General features: G+C 72.6%; 15 protein-coding genes and 1 pseudogene. 6 read left to right on the top strand and 10 right to left on the bottom strand.

The annotated features are described in order from the left end of the window. Window positions 1–4 precede the first annotated feature (4 nt). From EWV39_RS07965 to EWV39_RS07940, 6 genes are all read right to left on the bottom strand, one after another. Window positions 5–1,138 (bottom strand): FAD-dependent monooxygenase, encoded by a 1,134-nt coding sequence (locus tag EWV39_RS07965; RefSeq protein WP_129658434.1) that lies wholly within the window; start codon window positions 1,136–1,138, stop codon window positions 5–7. Between the two features lie 117 nt (window positions 1,139–1,255). After that, window positions 1,256–2,800 (bottom strand): MFS transporter, encoded by a 1,545-nt coding sequence (locus EWV39_RS07960; protein WP_238148177.1) that lies wholly within the window; start codon window positions 2,798–2,800, stop codon window positions 1,256–1,258. A gap of 189 nt (window positions 2,801–2,989) precedes the next feature. Then, window positions 2,990–3,229: a toxin gene (locus tag EWV39_RS07955; RefSeq protein WP_129658430.1), complete on the bottom strand. Its 240-nt coding sequence runs from the start codon at window positions 3,227–3,229 to the stop codon at window positions 2,990–2,992. Then, complete coding sequence (locus tag EWV39_RS07950) at window positions 3,226–3,483, bottom strand: ribbon-helix-helix protein, CopG family (RefSeq protein WP_129658428.1); 258 nt, start codon at window positions 3,481–3,483, stop codon at window positions 3,226–3,228. The genes EWV39_RS07955 and EWV39_RS07950 overlap by 4 nt, the downstream gene beginning before the upstream one ends. 146 nt (window positions 3,484–3,629) lie before the next feature. Then, a complete protein-coding gene (gene mgtE / locus EWV39_RS07945; protein WP_129658426.1) occupies window positions 3,630–4,988 on the bottom strand; it encodes a magnesium transporter in 1,359 nt (452 codons plus the stop codon). Between the two features lie 423 nt (window positions 4,989–5,411). After that, on the bottom strand, window positions 5,412–6,368 hold the full coding sequence (locus EWV39_RS07940) for a beta-ketoacyl-ACP synthase III (protein ID WP_129658424.1): 957 nt from the start codon (window positions 6,366–6,368) through the stop codon (window positions 5,412–5,414). Between the two features lie 54 nt (window positions 6,369–6,422). Here EWV39_RS07940 and EWV39_RS07935 point away from each other — a divergent pair, with 54 nt between their 5' ends. Beyond that, the gene (locus EWV39_RS07935) at window positions 6,423–7,022 is read left to right on the top strand and encodes a TetR/AcrR family transcriptional regulator (RefSeq protein WP_129658422.1); all 600 of its coding nucleotides are present in this window, start codon (window positions 6,423–6,425) and stop codon (window positions 7,020–7,022) included. An 84-nt stretch (window positions 7,023–7,106) separates the two neighbouring features. Here EWV39_RS07935 and panD read toward each other — a convergent pair whose 3' ends face one another. Beyond that, window positions 7,107–7,520 carry an aspartate 1-decarboxylase gene (gene panD, locus EWV39_RS07930; RefSeq protein WP_129658420.1) on the bottom strand — a complete coding sequence of 138 codons (414 nt, stop codon included), beginning with the start codon at window positions 7,518–7,520 and terminating at the stop codon, window positions 7,107–7,109. A gap of 264 nt (window positions 7,521–7,784) precedes the next feature. Continuing rightward, window positions 7,785–9,032 carry an MFS transporter gene (locus EWV39_RS07925; RefSeq protein ID WP_129658418.1) on the bottom strand — a complete coding sequence of 416 codons (1,248 nt, stop codon included), beginning with the start codon at window positions 9,030–9,032 and terminating at the stop codon, window positions 7,785–7,787. A gap of 413 nt (window positions 9,033–9,445) precedes the next feature. Here EWV39_RS07925 and EWV39_RS07920 point away from each other — a divergent pair, with 413 nt between their 5' ends. From EWV39_RS07920 to EWV39_RS07905, 4 genes are read left to right on the top strand one after another with little or no spacing between them, the layout of a single operon-like run. Continuing rightward, window positions 9,446–10,600 (top strand): glycosyltransferase family protein, encoded by a 1,155-nt coding sequence (locus EWV39_RS07920; RefSeq protein ID WP_238148176.1) that lies wholly within the window; start codon window positions 9,446–9,448, stop codon window positions 10,598–10,600. Continuing rightward, complete coding sequence (locus tag EWV39_RS07915; protein WP_129658416.1) at window positions 10,597–11,673, top strand: glycosyltransferase; 1,077 nt, start codon at window positions 10,597–10,599, stop codon at window positions 11,671–11,673. Before EWV39_RS07920 ends, EWV39_RS07915 begins: the two co-directional genes overlap by 4 nt. Further along, a complete protein-coding gene (locus EWV39_RS07910) occupies window positions 11,670–12,671 on the top strand; it encodes a glycosyltransferase (RefSeq protein WP_129658414.1) in 1,002 nt (333 codons plus the stop codon). The genes EWV39_RS07915 and EWV39_RS07910 overlap by 4 nt, the downstream gene beginning before the upstream one ends. Continuing rightward, window positions 12,671–13,492 carry a glycosyltransferase family 2 protein gene (locus EWV39_RS07905; RefSeq protein WP_129658412.1) on the top strand — a complete coding sequence of 274 codons (822 nt, stop codon included), beginning with the start codon at window positions 12,671–12,673 and terminating at the stop codon, window positions 13,490–13,492. The genes EWV39_RS07910 and EWV39_RS07905 overlap by 1 nt, the downstream gene beginning before the upstream one ends. Here EWV39_RS07905 and EWV39_RS07900 read toward each other — a convergent pair. Further along, entirely contained in the window at window positions 13,471–14,664 is a 1,194-nt protein-coding gene (locus EWV39_RS07900) for a hypothetical protein (RefSeq protein WP_193554704.1), read from the bottom strand. The two genes, EWV39_RS07905 and EWV39_RS07900, sit on opposite strands and share 22 nt — an antisense overlap. 234 nt (window positions 14,665–14,898) lie before the next feature. On the opposite strand from EWV39_RS07900, the gene EWV39_RS07895 reads away from it, so the two are divergent. Next, window positions 14,899–15,702 carry a class I SAM-dependent methyltransferase gene (locus EWV39_RS07895; RefSeq protein ID WP_129659219.1) on the top strand — a complete coding sequence of 268 codons (804 nt, stop codon included), beginning with the start codon at window positions 14,899–14,901 and terminating at the stop codon, window positions 15,700–15,702. Window positions 15,703–15,705: 3 nt separating this feature from the next. Here EWV39_RS07895 and EWV39_RS07890 read toward each other — a convergent pair. Further along, window positions 15,706–16,185, bottom strand: a pseudogene (locus EWV39_RS07890) (MFS transporter); the annotation flags it as partial. Between the last annotated feature and the right edge of the window lie 105 nt (window positions 16,186–16,290).

The raw sequence follows: 16,290 nt of genomic DNA, 5'->3' as shown, positions 1-16,290 counted from the left end.
TTCCCTATCCAGCGACCTTCGGCCACTCCTGAAGCCGCTGGCTCAGCACACCCACGGCCCCGCCCGGCGTGAGCCTCAGCGCGGCGTCGCGGAGCCCGGCCGTCACCGGGTTCGAGGCCTGTGCGACCCTGCCCGCCATGCGCGAGCGCCGCATGATGGCCCCGGTGCGCTTCCGCCGGATCCCGGAGTAGCGGGCGAGCGCCGCGTCGAGGTCGTCCGCGCTCGCGTCGCGGAGCAGGAGCGCCAGGGTCGTGGCGTCCTCGAGCCCCTGTCCCGCACCCTGGCCGAGGTTCGGCGTCATCGCGTGGGCCGCGTCGCCGAGCAGGACCGTGCGGCCGCGCGTGAAGGAGGCCAGCGGCTTCGCGACGTCGTAGATGTCGTGGCGCAGCACCGCCTCCGGCCGGGTGGCGGCGATGCACTCCCGGATCGGGGCGTGCCAGCCGGCGAACTCGCGGAGCACCGCCTCGTGCTCGTCGGGAAAGGAGGCGCCCGGCGGGGCTTTCAGCGTCCCGAACCAGTAGATCCGCTCGTCGGGGAGGGGCACGATGCCGAAGATCCGCCCGCGCCCCCAGGTCTCACCGGCCTCGCCCTGGAGGTCGACGGGGCCGCTGGTCACCCCGCGCCAGGCGGTGTACCCGGCGTAGCGGAGCCCGGTGTCCAGGCCGAGGGCCGCGCGGCTCCGGCTGCGGATGCCGTCGGCGGCCACCACCAGGTCGACCTCCTCCGAGCGGTCGCCGAGCGTGATGCGAGGGGAGCCGTCGGCGGGGACGAGCGCGGTGCTCCCCGCCCGCAGCGTCCCGGCCCTCAGCTGCTTGGCGAGCGCCCGGTGCAGCGCGACGCGGTGGACGCTGTGCAACGAGGCGACCGCGCTCTGTGGGACGGTGAGCAGCCACGTCCCGTCGGGGCGTCGCTGGCCGGAGCGCAGCGACGTCATGGCGCCGGTCGAGACGCTCCTGACCGCGTCGCCGAGCCCCAGCGAGTCCAGGGCCTCCAGCGCGTTGCCGAAGAGCGTCAGCCCCGCGCCGTCGGGGCTCGGGGCCGGCCTCTGCTCGTAGACCGTGACCTCGTGGCCGTCACGCTGGAGCCCGGCGGCAGCGGCGAGCCCGCCGATGCCCGCGCCGATCACCGCGATGCGCATGCTCGCTCCTCGTCTCCCTGGGAACAGCAGGGATACGGGTGATTGTAGTCAGGGCGGAGCCCGCCGTCGCGGTCCGCCTCCGCGCCGTGGAGGGGCGAGCCCGAAGGGGGAGCGCGCTCACGCCCCGGCGCCCGACGCCCTCCGGCCCTGACGGAGATCGAACAGGCCCACGACGCCGGCCACCGCGATGAAGACGGCGATGACGCCCAGACCCACCGCGAAGGCGCTCGCCCAGCCGGCGCTCGCGACCATGGAGAAGACGACGCCGGTGATCATCGCGATACCGATCGAGGTCCCCACGCGCTGCCCGGTCTGCAGGACCCCGCCCGCGGAGCCGGCGTAGCGGATGGGCACCTCGGCCAGCGTGAGGGTCTGATTGGGACCGACGACGAAGGCCTGCCCGGAGCCCAGGACCGCCAGCGATCCCAGCAGCCACCACTCGCTGGTGCCCGCGACGTAGTGCAGGACCACCGCGGTGGCGGTGAGGCCGAGCCCGGTGAGGGCGAGCAGGACGCCCCACAGGACCATGGGGCGCCCCACCCGGGTGACGTGCTTGCCCGCGATGGGGGAGAGGACCGCGCTCACGGCCGCGGAGGGCAGACCGATCATGCCCGCCGCGAGGGCCGTGTGCCCCAGCCCCTGCTGCATCCACAGCGCGAGGAGGACCCAGACGCTGGTCATGCCCATGAAGTAGACGGTGATGAGCAAGGCGCCGTTGGCGAAGGAGCGCGTCCGGAACAGGGCGAGGTCGACCATGGGCTCCCGGCCGGCGCGGGCGAACCTGCGCTCCCACCAGAGCCAGACGGCGATGAACGCTGCACCGGCGAGGAGCGAGAACCAGATGAGCGCCCCCACCTCGCGCTCCACGAAGGGCAGCATGGTGAGCAGGATGCCGGCGCTGAGCAGCAGCACGCCGACCGGGTCGAGGTTGGCGAGCCGGCCCCCGCGGCGGGCCGCAGCGGCCCCCGGTTCCGCGGCTCCGGCGCTCTCCGCCGGGCCAGCGGCCGACTGCGAGGCCTCCCCGACGGGCCGCCACGCCGAGGCCGGCAGCCAGAAGAAGGCGCCCACCAGGCCCAGCACCACGAAGGGCACGTTGATGAGGAACGCCGCGCGCCAGCCCCACTCCGGCCCCAGCAGCGCGATGAGCACGCCTCCCAGCACCGGGCCGACCGCGACGGAGACGCCGATGACGCCGCCGAACAGGCCGAAGGCGGTGCCCCGCTGCGCGCCCTTGAAGTACTGCTGGATGAGCCCGGTGACCTGGGGGTTGAGGAAGCCCGAGCCGAGCCCCATGACCACCCGGGAGACGTTGAGCCAGAGGGGGTCCCCGGCCAGGCCCGCGGAGAGCGACCCCAGGCCGAAGAGGACCAGGCCGATGACGAAGAGCTTGCCCCTGCCGAAGATGTCCCCGGCCCGCCCCGCCGCCACGAGCACGACGCCGAAGGCGAGCGCGTAGCCGGAGAGGATCCACTGCAGCGCCGCCGAGCTCGCCTCCATGGAGGACTCGATGGAGGGGAGGACGACGTTGACGATCGAGACGCTGAGCAGCGAGAGGAAGGCGACGACGAAGGAGACGAGGAGGATCCTGCGCTGCTCCGGCGTGAAGCGCTGGCCGTCGGGGGAATCAGGGCGCGATGGGGTGGAGTTGTCAGAAGGGGTCACCTCAGCATTTGTACTCCAGCCGGGAGAGAAGGGCAATGAAGCCCGACGGCGTCCGCCTGGGGCGGGTCGTCCCGCTGAGTCCGCTTCTACCCACCGCTGTCCCAGTGGGTCGACCTCTCGGCCCTGGTGGAGCCCATCTTCGAGCATCGGCCGTCCGCCGGGCAGCGTCGAGAGCGTGACGGCATTCGACTACGGAAGCAGGTCGAGCATCTGAGGACGAGCCTTCATCGCGTGGATCACCAGCTCGTTGCCGCTGTCGAAGACGAGCACGACCGTCTCCAGCATGCGGCCATGGGTGTCGAACCCGAGACGCAGCTGTCTGGCCGGACTATCGTCATCGAGATCTTCGATCCAGGTCGCCCACGTCGCAGCCTGGATCGCGTCCTCGGGGGCGATACCGTGCTTGCGAGCTGAGGGATGGAGTCTCACGCGGCGTCCAAGGCCTCTCGGATCACCTCGGAACGAGTCTTCCCCTCGCGCTCGGCGCGTGCGTCGAGGGCCGCGATCTCATCCGTGGTCAGGCGCAGCGCGATGACCTGCGACGGCTCAGCGCCACGGCCAGGCCGTCCGCGACCGCGCTTCTTCAGCGCCTCGACGTCGTACCCGGCCTCGGCCTCGTCCGCCCACCCCGCGATCTGCTCCTCCGTGACGGGGACTCCGTTGATCGTCTCACGCTCAGTCATGCCGTTAATGTTATACGAAAAAGACTCCCCAGCCCATCTTCGGCGACCGGCTATCCCGACGCCCGGCACGACGACGTCGGGGCTCCCGGCCGCGTCAAGACAGCGGCCGGGAGCCCCGGAGGACGGCGAGTCAATCGTCACCAGCCCTAGATCCCCAGCACCGCCTTGGCGATGAGGAAGTAGACGATGAGGCCGGTGGCGTCGACGAAGGTGCTGATGAACGGGTTGGAGAACACCGCCGGGTCGACGCGGAGCGCGCGGGCGATCATCGGCATGATGCCGCCGATGGTGGCGGCCATGGCGCAGACCGCGAAGAGCGTCAGGCCGATGATGAGTCCGACCGCGGGCTCGTAGATCAGGGAGGTGATCACGCCGCCCAGCAGCCCCAGGAGCGCGCCGAGGGAGACGCCGACGGAGAGCTCCCTGAAGAGGACCTTCCCGACGTCGCGCGGCCGGACGTCGCCGAGCGCCAGGGCGCGCGTCACCGTGGTGGCGGCCTGGTTGCCGGTGTTGCCGCCCGTGCCGATCATCAGCGGCATGAACAGCGCGAGGACCGTGACCTGCTCGAGGGTCGCCTCGAAGACGGAGAGGACCTGCACGGTCAGCGTCGCGCCGACGGCCAGCACGAGCAGCCACACGATCCGCGTGCTCACCAGCGCCCGCACCGGCGTGGCGAAGTAGGGGCGGCGCAGCGGCTCGACGCCGCCCTGCCGGGCGGAGTCCTCGGTCTCCTCGTGCTCCAGGATCCTCATGGCGTCGTCCACGGTGAGCACGCCGACCAGGCGGTCCTCCTTGTCGACGATCGGCAGCGCGAGGAGGCTGAGGTCGGTGCACTTGCGGGCCGCGGCCTCCGCGGTCTGGTAGGCGGTGGCGACGCTGGCGTCCTGCATGATCTCCGAGACGAGGTCCTCGGGATCTGCGCGCAGGAGGTCGCGCAGGCTGATGATCCCGACGACGTGGCGGCTGCCGTCGAGCACCGGGAGCGTGTACACGGTCTCGGCGTCGTCCAGCCGGGCGCGGACGCGCTGCATCGCCTGCTCGACGCTCATGTCCGCCCGGGCCGAGACGTACTCGGGGCTCATCCGCCGCCCGACGGAGCCCTTCGGGTACCCCAGCACCTCCGCGGTGAGCTGCCGGTCCTTCTGCGAGAGGCCGTGGAGCAGCCGGGGAGCGAGCGCGGCCGGGAGCTCGTCGAGCAGCCACACCCGGTCGTCCGGGTCGAGGTCGGCGAAGATCGCGGCGACCTCCCCGTCCTGGAGGGCGCGGATCAGGTCGCCCTGGAGGCCGGGGGAGAGGCGCTCGAAGACGTCGATGGCGCGGTCCTTGGGCAGCAGCCGGTAGACGACGGCCCGGTGGTTCATAGAGAGGCGCTCGAGGAGCGAGGCGGTCTGCTCGGAGGTGGCGGGGGTGACGGCGTCGACGACGCCGGCGAAGTCCTTGTCCTCGATCAGCGGCTGGATGGAGTCCGAGAGGTCGATGACGTCGGTGATCTGCTGGGTGTTCATGATGAGTCCTTTGCGCGGAAGGCACGGCGCCGCGCCGGCCGGGGGCCGGGGTGCGACTGCGAGGGGATGACCGCGCCCGCGGGTGCGCACGACTCAGGTCACATCATGGATCAGATCGCATCATGGAGTCGTGCTGCAGGGAGGGCGCGCTGCAAGATCGATAGGGGGAACTGTCACTGTTCACGATTCCTCACCTGCCTTTCTCTCCATGAGGGCTTGCGACTGCTGCGGTTCCGGACGGCACCTGGGAAGGCGCCGGGGAGGAGGGCAGCCGGTGACGAAGATGCGGAGGCGTCGTTGCCGCTGATGGCGGTCTCCGCGGGCTGTTCGAGGACGGGCTGCCTGAGCGGCAGGATCGGCCCATCGGCCGCGACCGCCTGTGCCACCATACCGCTTTCCCGCCGAACCTCCACCAGCGCAGCGTCAGGGCGCCAGGATCACCTGGGCCGCCCAGGAGAGGCCGCCGCCGAAGGCGAGGAGGAGCGTGGGCGTGCCGGCCGGGATCTCCCCGGCGTGGCTGAGCTTCGCCAGCGCCAGCGGCACCGAGGCGGCCGAGGTGTTGCCGGAGTGGATCACGTCCCGGGCGATGATCGCGTGCCCGAGTCCGATCCTCTCCGCCAGGGGCTCGATGATGCGCAGGTTCGCCTGGTGGGTGACGAGCGCGCCGACGTCGTCCATGCCGAGCCCGGCTCGCTCGACGGCCTCGTGTGCGACCCCGACCATCGCGGTGGTGGCCCAGCGGAACACCTCCGGCCCACTCTGGGTGAAGGTGGCGTCCCATGCCCCGCGGATGGTCACGCTGTCCCGCTTGGAGGTGTCCGTGCCCCAGACGGTCGGGAACACGCCGGGGGCCTCGCCGGCGGAGACCACGGCCGCTCCAGCGCCGTCGCCCAGGAGGATGCAGGAGGAGCGGTCCGTCCAGTCGGTGACGTCGCTCAGCTTCTCCGCGCCGATCACCAGCACGTTCCGCGCCTGCCCGGCCTGGATCGCCGCGTCCGCGATGCCGAGCGCGGTGCTGAAGCCGGCGCAGGCGTTGTTGACGTCGAAGCAGACCGCCGAGGTCGCCCCGATCCGCCCCGCCGTCTCCGAGGCGGTGCTCGGGCAGCGGTCACGGGCCGAGCAGGTCGCGACGATCACCATGTCGAGGTCCTCGGGGGCGAGGCCGGCGGAGGTGAGCGCCATGCGCCCGGCCGGGACGGCCAGGTCGGCGACCTGCTCCTCGGGCGCGGCGATCCGGCGCTCCCGGATGCCCGTGCGGCGCTGGATCCACTCGTCGTTCGTCTCGACCAGCTGGGCGAGGTCGTCGTTCGTCAGCACCCGCTCGGGCTGGTGGTAGCCGGTTCCCGTGATGGCGGAGGAGGGTATGGGCGTTCCTTTCATCGTCTTACCGAACGATCGTACGCTTATTTGCTGGGAGTGCCCTAGGATGGGGGCATGCCCCGTCGATCAGCTCAGCAGGTGCGCGCCACGCGGAACGCCGTGCTCCAGCACAGCGTCGAGATCGCCTCCGTGCACGGCCTGGACGGCCTGTCCTTCGGGCAGATCGCCGGCGACATGGGGCTCTCGAAGTCGGGACTGGCGGGCTACTTCGCCTCGAAGACGGAATGGCAGCTCGCCGTCGTCGAGCACGCCCGCGGCGTGTTCCGCGAGACCGTCCTCCAGCCCGGCCGCGACACCGCCGACGCCGATGCCTCGCCGCTGGTCTCCACGTGCCGGGCGTGGCTGACCTACCTCGAGGAGCCGGCGTTCCCCGGCGGCTGCTTCTTCGTCGCCGCGGCCGCCGAGTTCGACGGCCGCGAGGGGCCGGTCCGGGACGCGATCCGCGGCATGTTCACCGACCTGCGGGCCCAGCTCGCCGAGCTCGTCGCCGAGCACGCCGCGCTGCGCGGCAGGACCATGGATCCGGAGCAGACAGCCTTCGAGCTGCTCGCGACGATGGTCTGCCTCAACCACTGCCTCCGCCTCGGCACCGATCCCGAGGCCGGGGCCCGCGCCCGCAGGTCGCTGAGCGGCCTGCTGGACCACCGGGTGTAAGAGGATTGCTTCCGAGGCGAGCGTGAAGCGGTCCCGGGAGAGCGCCCCCCCCCGACCCCGGCCCCGGGCGGGCGGTGGCTCGGCTCAGCCCGCGCGCGAGGAGCGCTGATCCTCCGCGCCGGGTACCGGCTCGGCGGGGTCCGCGCCGAGCGCGAGGATGCGGTTCTCAGCGTCCACGTGCACGACCCTGGGCCGGTACCCGTCCAACTCGGCGTCCTCCGCCAGCAGATAGGACATGATGATCACCAGGTCGCCGGGCTGCACGAGGTGGGCCGCCGCGCCGTTGACGCAGATGCGCCCGTCCCCGGATTCCCCCTCGATCACGTAGGTCTCGAGCCGGGCGCCGTTCGTGATGTCGACGATCTGCACCTGCTCGCCCTCGACGAGTCCCGCCGCCCGGACGAGGTCGGCGTCGATCGTGATCGATCCGACGTAGTGCAGGTCGGCCTGCGTGACGGTGGCCCGGTGGATCTTCCCGCCGAGTACGGTGCGGAGCATGGGGTCCCTTCGTCTTCCGGTCTTCTGAAGCGTCTCCCGCCGGGCAGCGAGCGGTTCGACGCGCGCACGAACGAGGGGATGAACGTGGAGCCGACTGGGGCGAACTCGCACCCTTCTGGCTTGCAGGACGGATGCCCCGCCAGCTGAGAGCAGTCGGCACGGCATCCATCCTAGACGGATCCTCATCCGATCCGGCACGGAGGACGCGGAGCTGTCCGGCGTCCGTCACCTCGACGGCGTCGCGGAGGGGCACCCCCCGGTCCGCTACGGCCGCGGCCCCTTGACCACGCTGATGCCGACCGTGTTGCGGTCCGCTCGCTTGTCACGACGCGTGACCAGCAGGCTGACCAGGGCGAGGACCATGCCGATAGCGGCGAGCCCCACGCCCACCCAGCCCGGCGAGAGGTAGCCGAAGCCGGCGGCGATGGAGGCGCCGCCCAGGGCCGCGCCGAGGGCGTTGCCGATGTTGAACGCCGAGTGGTTCACCGCCGCGCCGAGCAGCGCCGCCTCGTCGGCGATGCGGATCAGCCGAGCCTGGATGGAGGGGATGAGGATCGACTGCATCGCGCCGATGAGGAAGACCGTGACGAAGAGGCCGACGACGGTCGGGGCGAGCAGCGTGTACAGCACGAGCGCGGCGATCATGGCGGAGAACCCGAACACGATCGTCCTGGTGAGGTTCCGGTCGGTGGCCCAGCCCCCGATCACGTTGCCGATGGTCATGCCGATGCCCATGACCGCCAGGACCCAGGGGACGGCCGCGGCCGAGAGGCCCGCGACCTGCGTGGAGACCTCCGCGATGTAGGAGTACACGGCGAAGAACCCGCCGAAGCCGATGGAGCCCACCGCGATCATGATCCAGATCCGGCCATTCCTGAAGGCGCGCAGCTCGGAGGCCGCGGTGCGCGAGGGGTCGCCGGCGTAGCGGGGGAGCGCGAAGAGTGCGAGCACGAGCGCCAGGGTGAAGATGCAGGCCACCATGACGTAGGCCCAGCGCCAGCCGAGGCCCTGGCCGAGCCAGGTCGCCAGCGGCACCCCGACCACGTTGGCGACGGTCAGCCCCGAGAGGGCGAGAGCGATGCCCTTGCCCTGGCTGCCCGGCCCCATGATCCGCGCGGCCAGGAGGGAGGCCACGGCGAAGTACGCGCCGTGCGGGAGTGCTGCGATGAACCGGAAGGCGGAGAGCCAGCCGAAGGTGGGCGCGAGGGCTGAGGCGAGCGTGCCGACGATGAACAGGCCGAGCAGCAGGAAGGTCAGGCGCGCCTGCGAGGCCCGGGCGCCGAGCGCGGCGACGGTCGGGGCCCCGACGACGACGCCGAGGGCGTACATGGTGATGAGCAGCCCGGCCCGGGCGATCTCGGTGCTGGGGGAGCTGTCGAAGCCGGGCAGCAGATCGCGTGCGATCTCCGGCAGCAGGCCCATCGAGGCGAATTCGGTGACGCCGATGCCGAAGCCGCCGAGGGCGATGGCGAAGAGGGCGACGGCGCGGCGTGCGGGTGCGAGAGGGGGCATGGGCGGCCTTTCGGGATGAGCAGGGAATCGGACGACTTCGCCCCATTGCGCAAGCGATCAGATTAATCCCATCCCGGCCGCGTTGTCGACTGTGCGTCCCCGATGTCCGAATGGAGGAGCGGCCGCCCGGCGCGCCTGCCCCGACGCCTCCCGCCTGAAGGGGCGCCCGTCTGCCGGCGCGGGACTGGCCGAAGCCGGTGCTGTCCCTGGCCCCGACACCTCGGAGCGCTCGTGCCGCGCGAATTCCGCCTCCAGCGGAAGGCCTGCGCTCTCAGCGGCACTCTGCTTAAGTGAGTGAGGCGACCTCCCGGCTTTGCCGCCGGGAGAGGGTCTTCACGGCCCCGGCAAAAGAGGACGAGGAACATCCTTCCCTCGGCTGTCGCCGCGGTGCCTAATAGGGGGTAGGAGGTTGCATGCGCACCAGTGAAGAAGAGGTCTCGTCTTTGTCCTCACGCCGCGAGGTAGAGGTGGAGATGCCGCCGGAGGAGTCCCGGCCCATCCGCGTGGCGTCCGTCCCGGCGGGACACGTGTACGTCAGTCACATCGCCCCGGAGGAGGAGCTCGCCGGCGTACGGAGGGTCGAGCGTCTCAGGGATCCGGATCCCGATGCTCCCGACCGTCCCGCCCAGGCGCGATGGTGGCCGCCCGCCATGCTCGACCCGGCCTGGGTCCGCGCCAACCGGGACTTCGACCTGCTGCACCTGCAGTTCGGCTTCGACGCCCGTCCCCCGGAGCAGCTCGCGGAGTGGGCGGAGGCGCTGCGCGAGACCGGCCGGCCGTTCGTCTACACGGTGCACGACCTCAGGAACCCGCACCATCGGGACCGGGGGCTCCACGACGAGCAGCTGGACGTGCTCATCCCGCGGGCGGACGCCCTCGTCACCCTCACCCCGGGCGCGGCCGCCGAGATCCGCGCCCGCTGGGGCCGGGAGGCCCAGGTCCTGCCGCACCCGCACGTGGTCGACTTCGAGACGATGCGCCGCGTCGCCGCGCAGCCCCCGTCCTCCCGGCCCTTCCGGGTGGGGGTGCACCTGAAGAGCCTGCGGGCGAGCATGAACCCCCTGCCGGTGCTCCGGGCCCTGGAGGAGGCGGTGGGGCGGCTGCCCGGCGTCGTGCTGCAGGTCAACGGGCATCGAGACGTGCTCACCGAGGAGGGCGCGCACTACGATCCGGAGCTGACGGGCTTCCTCCGCCGCGGGGCGGAGGAGGGATCGCTCGAGCTCCACGTGCACGACTTCCTCGAGGACGAGCAGCTGTGGAGCTACCTCTCCTCGCTGGACGTCTCCGTGCTCCCGTACCGCTTCGGCACCCACTCGGGGTGGCTGGAGGCCTGCCGCGACCTCGGGACGGCGGTGATCGCTCCCAGCTGCGGCTACTACCGCGAGCAGGGGCCGGTCTTCGAGTACGTCCACGAGGAGGAGCGTTTCGACGCCGGGTCGCTGGAGGGGGCTCTCCGGAGCGCCTACGACGCCGGGGCGCCGCGTCCCGTGACGGTCCAGCAGCGGCGGGCGCAGCGCCGAGCGGTAGCCGAGGCCCACGCCGAGCTGTACGAGGGGCTCCTCCGATGAGCGGCCTGCGCGTCTGCATGATCGCCTCCAGCAGGTTCCCCATCAAGGAGCCCTTCGCCGGCGGCATGGAGGCGCACACGCACGCCCTGGCGAGCGAGCTGCTGGCGCGGGGCCACGAGGTCAGCGTGTTCGCGGCCCCGGGCTCCGACGAGCAGCTGCACGTGACCACGCTGGACGTCGACCGCTTCGAGCCCTCCGAGGGGGCGCGGGCCGACATCGGCGTGACCCCGGAGGCCTGGACGCAGGAGCATCACGCCTATCTGTCCCTCATGCTGCGGCTCGCCCGTTCCGGGGCCGCCCGCTTCGACGTCATCCACAACAACAGCCTGCATCACCTGCCGATCGCGATGGGCGCCGCCCTCGAGGTCCCCATGATCACCACCCTGCACGCCCCGCCCACGCCCTGGTTGGAGTCGGCGTTGCGCTTCGCGCCCGCGAGCTCGCGCCTGGTCGCCGTCAGCGAGGCCACCGCCCGGGACTGGAGCGCCTCGGCGGAGGTGGGGGTGATCCGCAACGGCGTCGACGTCGATCGGTGGGCGCCCGGGCCCGGCGGCACGCGGGCGGTGTGGTTCGGCCGCGTCGTCCCCGAGAAGGCCCCTCACCTGGCGATGGACGCGGCGCGGGAGGCCGGCGTCGCCCTCGACCTCGCCGGGCCGATCTTCGACCACGGCTACTACCGGGAGCAGGTCGAGCCGCGGCTGGGGGAGGGGGCCCGGTATCTCGGGCATCTGGACAGCGACGCCCTCCGGGAGCTGGTGGGCCGCTCCGCGGTCAGCCTCGTCACCCCCGTGTGGGACGAGCCCTACGGGCTGGTGGCCGCGGAGTCGATGGCGTGCGGGACTCCCGTCGCGGCCTTCGCCCGGGGCGGCCTGACGGAGATCGTCCGCGGGGGCGGCGGCGCCCTCTGCCCCGCGGGGGACGTCTCTGAGCTCGCCCGGGCGATCGACGTCGCCCGCGCCCTGCCCCGTTCCGGGGTGCGCGAGTACGCGGTACGGCACCTCTCGATCCGCCGCATGGTCGACGACTACGTCGCGGCCTTCGAGGACATGGCGCGCGAACGGCGGTCCGTATGATCGGCTACTACGTCCACCACCACGGAAGCGGGCACCTCGCCCGGGCGACCGCCGTCGCCCGGGCGATGGAGGAGGAGGTCACGGGCCTGTCCTCCCTCCCGAGACCCGCCGACTGGCCGGGGGAGTGGATCGAGCTGCCCCTGGACGACGACGCCGGGACACCGCGGGACCCCGACGGCGAGGGCCGCCTGCACTGGGTCCCGCTGGGCTCGCCGGGCCTGCTGGAGCGGACCGCCCTGATCTCCGGGTGGATCTCCTCGGCGAGGCCGAGCGCCGTCGTGGTGGACGTGTCCGTGGAGGTCGCCCTCCTCGTCCGCCTCCACGGCGTGCCCGTGGTGGCCGTGGCCCTGCCCGGCGATCGGGCGGACCCCGCCCATCAGCTCGGCTTCGACGTGGCGACGGCGATCCTGGGGGCGTGGCCGCCGCAGGCCGCTGACTGCCTGAGCGGGCTGTCGGACCGGGCGCGGCGGAAGCTGGTGCCGGTCGGCGCGATCGGCCGCCTCGCGCCGTTCCCGGAGCGTCCGCCAGGGAGCGCGCCGGGCCGGCGGCGGGTCCTCGTCCTCAGCGGGACCGGGGGAGAGGGCTTCGCCGACGCCGTCCTCTCCCGGGCTCGGCGCGAGACGGAGGACTGGTCCTGGGAGCACCTCGGCGGCTCCGGGAGCTGGGCCTCGGACGTGCGCCCGCACCTGGAGGCCGCCACCGTGGTGCTCTCCCACGCGGGGCAGGGCTCGCTCGCGGACATCTCCGCCGCCAGGCGCCCGGCGATCATCGTCCCCCAGCCCCGCCCGCACGAGGAGCAGCGGGCCACGGGGCGGGTCCTGCGGTCGGGTGGCTGGCCGGCGATCGTCCTGGACGAGCCCCCGCAGGACGGCTGGGGGCCGCTGCTCGACCGGGCCACCGCCCTCGACGGCAGCAGCTGGGGCAGCTGGAACGACGGCCAGGGAGCCTCGCGCGCCGCGGGGCTCATCGCCCGCGTCGCGGAAGGGAAGGCGCGCTGATGCGCACCGCGCTCATCACCGTCGCCCACGGCCGGCACGAGCACTGGCGGCGGCAGCGTCGCGCTCTGGCGGGCTCCCCGGGAGCGGAGCAGCACGTGCTCGTGGCGCTCGAGGACGCCGGGCTGCCGCGGGACGCGGCGGATCCCCCGCTGCACGTGGTGGACCTGGAGGCCGACCCGGCCCGGCTGCCCCTCGCCCGCGCCCGCAACCTCGGCGCCGAGGCCGCCCTGGCGCGGGGTGCGGAGCTGCTGGTCTTCCTCGACGTCGACTGCATCCCGGGTCCCGGCCTCGCCGAGGGCTACTCCCGGGCCGCGGCGGCCCCCGCCTCGCGCGGGCGCCTCCTGTGCGGCCCCGTGACCTACCTCGAGCCCCCGGGGCCCGGCGGATACGACCTGAGCGGGCTGGACGCCCTCGACCGGCCGCATCCGGCTCGGCCCGCTCCCCGGCGGGGCGAGGTCCGCCTCGGCGGATCCCACGAGCTCTTCTGGTCGCTGTCCTTCGCCGTCGACGCGCGGACCTGGCGGCGCATCGGCGGCTTCGACGAGGACTATGCCGGGTACGGCGGGGAGGACACCGACTTCGGCCAGCGGGCCCGCCGGGCCGGCGTCGAACTCGCGTGGGTGGGCGATGCCCGTGCGTACCATCAGCATCACCCGGTCGAGGACCCTCCCGTGGGGCATCTCGAGGACATCCTCCGCAACGGCGCGCTCTTCGCCGAGCGCTGGGGGTGGTGGCCCATGCGGGGGTGGCTCGAGGAGTTCGAGAGGCGGGGGCTCGTCGAGGGGGACGGCGCCGGCGGCTACCGCCGGCGCACGGCGTGAGGACGCGGCGTCGCACCGGTCAGGGAGGTCTTCCGCCGCCTGGCCCGGCGCAGGCTGGGAAGCCTCGTGCCGCTCGGTGACTGGCGGTCCGAGCCGGGCCCCCGTCCCTCGCCGGGGTCATCCTGCCGTCTGATCCGCTGCCGCTCGCGTTGGGCGTGGGTGATCCGGCGGATGTCGGTCTGGGAGTCGAAGCGGGTGCCCAGCCCGCCCGCGATCACCCCGAGCGCCGCGCTGAGCCAGGCGATGTCCATGTACGAGGTGAAGTCGACCTGGGTCCCGAGGACCTGCTCCATGTACCCGGGGCTGATGATGATCAGGCCGCCGATGAGGATGATGACCACCAGGGCGGCGTAGAGCGCGGTCACGCACAGCAGCAACGTCAGGACGGTCGAGATGTTGTAGAGCGTGACCAGCGAGGCCCGTCCCTCGGTCATCGGGCGGTCCCAGAGGTGGTTGCTCCACATCAGCCAGGCCACCATGGCGCATATCGCCAGGGCGCCGATGGCGATCAGGCGGCCGGTGCTCTGGGTGGCCGACATCTGCCACACCGAGCTGTAGAAGATGCCGAAGGCCCCGACCGCGGCCGCCGTGGCCAGAGAGCCGGAGAGCCGCGGCGCGGTGCTCAGCGGCTGATTGGCCCGGACCATCCCCGCCACGGTGCGCGTGGCGCCGACGCCGGTGCGGGCGTAGAGGATCGCACTGGAGTTCTCGTGGGACCACCGGCCCCATCGCAGATGGGAGCTTCCTCCCTCCGGCGGCTGGCGGGGCAGGTCCATGCGGGCCAGGCAGGCCATGACGGTGGTGATCAGCCGCCACTTGGTGGCGAAGAACCCCAGCGTCGGGCAGGAGACGACCGCCAGGTTGCGCTGGTCGTAGACCTCGGCCACCAGCGGGTGGTTGTGGTCGTGGCGGGGCATCTCGGTCAGCATCAGCACGGCGTCGGCCTGAGGGTACTCGTCCGCGACGGTGTGCACCGAATGGAAGTCGAGGGCCCCCTCCGGGTCCAGCTGGAGGGTCTCGGTGCGGTGCTCCAGCCTGGTCGAGGCCCCGTACGCCTCCTGCAGGCGCTTCTCCAGGCGTTTCCGGCTGGCATTCAGCCGCTGGGTCGGGACGCCGGGATCTGCGAGGATCAGGATGGACAGGCCGGATTCGTCGGGGTCCGATGTGCTCATCACTGCCTCCGGTCGACGTGTCTGGGGTGCGGGAGCCGTGGATGCGGCTGACCCTGTTCCAGAGCGTACTATCGATGGCATCGATCGTTGAGGGGTCTCTCTCTTTCTTCGCGCTCCGCAGTCACCCTGAGGGGAAGGCTGGGCCGTGGAGGCCCTCTTCCCCTTCGTCCCGCCCAGTGAGCGAACCCGCCCCCTGTGGAGGGCGTCCCCCCGCGCCGGCGCTAAGCTTCCCCCATGGCAGACGCGTATACCCACGGACACCACTCGAGCGTGCTGCGCTCCCACACCTGGCGCACGGCGGAGAACTCCGCCGCGTACCTCCTGCCCCGGCTGCGGCCCGGCATGCGGGTGCTCGACGTCGGGGCCGGCCCGGGGACCATCACCGCGGACCTCGCCGAGATCGTCGCGCCCGGCCGGACCGTGGGGGTCGACGCCTCGGCGGAGGTGGTGGAGAAGGCACGGGCCGACGCCGTGCCGCGGGGTCTCGCCAACCTCGAGTTCGTCGTCCAGGACGCCTACGGGCTCGCCTTCGAGGACGCCTCCTTCGACGTCGTGCACGCCCACCAGGTGCTGCAGCACGTGGGCGACCCCGTGGCGATGCTGCGCGAGATGCGGCGCGTGACCGCCCCAGGCGGGGTCGTCGCCGTGCGCGACGTCGACTACGAAGGCGTCATCTTCTCCCCGGGCCATCCGGAGCTCGCCGAGTGGCTCGAGCTGTACCTCCCGGTGCACCGGGGGATCAGCGGGGAGCCCGCCGCCGGCCGCCGGCTGAAGGGGTGGGCCCGGAGAGCCGGCTTCGACGACGTCGCCTGCTCGGCCTCGCTGTGGCTCTTCGAGACGGACGAGGACCGTGCCTGGTGGGGCGGCATGTGGGCCGAGCGGGCGGTGGCCTCCGCCTTCGCCGAGAACGCGGCCCGCCTCGGGCTCGCCGACCGGGAGACGCTGGAGCGCATCTCGGCCGGGTGGAGGCGCTGGGCCGAGGACCCCGACGGATGGCTGCTCATGCCGCACGCGGAGATCCTGGGGGCCGTGGGGTAGGGCCAGCTGCCCGCCGAGCAGGGGGCCGAGGACCGCGGCCACCCCGCCGAGCACCGTGATGCGCCCGTAGTAGCGGACCAGCGCGGAGCCCTCGTAGAGGTCCCGGCCCGCCGCCTGGGCGATCACGATGCCGACGGCGCCGGCCAGTCCCTGGACGAAGCGCGCGAGGATCAGCAGCTCGATCGTCGGGCTGAGGGCGCACAGGACGGTGACGAGGACGTAGGCGGCGACGCCGATCAGCAGCGGGGTCCTGCGTCCGAACCGGTCCGAGAGCGGGCCGGCGACGATCTGGCCCAGGGCCAGGCCGATCAGGCAGGCGGTGACCGTCAGCTGCGCCACGGAGGTGACGGCGTCGAGCTCGGAGGTCAGGGCGGGCAGGACCGGCAGGTAGAGGTCCATGGAGATCGGGCCGAAGACGGTCAGCAGCGGCAGGAGCGCGGCCAGCGGGGCGCCGATGCGCGGCGGCCGGGCGGGATGGGACATGGACGGCCTTTCGGGCGGGAACTTCTCGGCATGGGTGGAGAAGATGCCGGGGGGAAACGGGTGGGAACTTCTCGGCATGAGCGGGGAAGGCCCCGGTGGGAGGCG

This window comes from Rothia halotolerans (assembly GCF_004136635.1).
GTDB classification, from domain to species: domain Bacteria; phylum Actinomycetota; class Actinomycetes; order Actinomycetales; family Micrococcaceae; genus Rothia; species Rothia halotolerans.
Note: the sequence above shows the minus strand (reverse complement) of the source record. Positions and strands in the feature narration are given on the sequence as shown.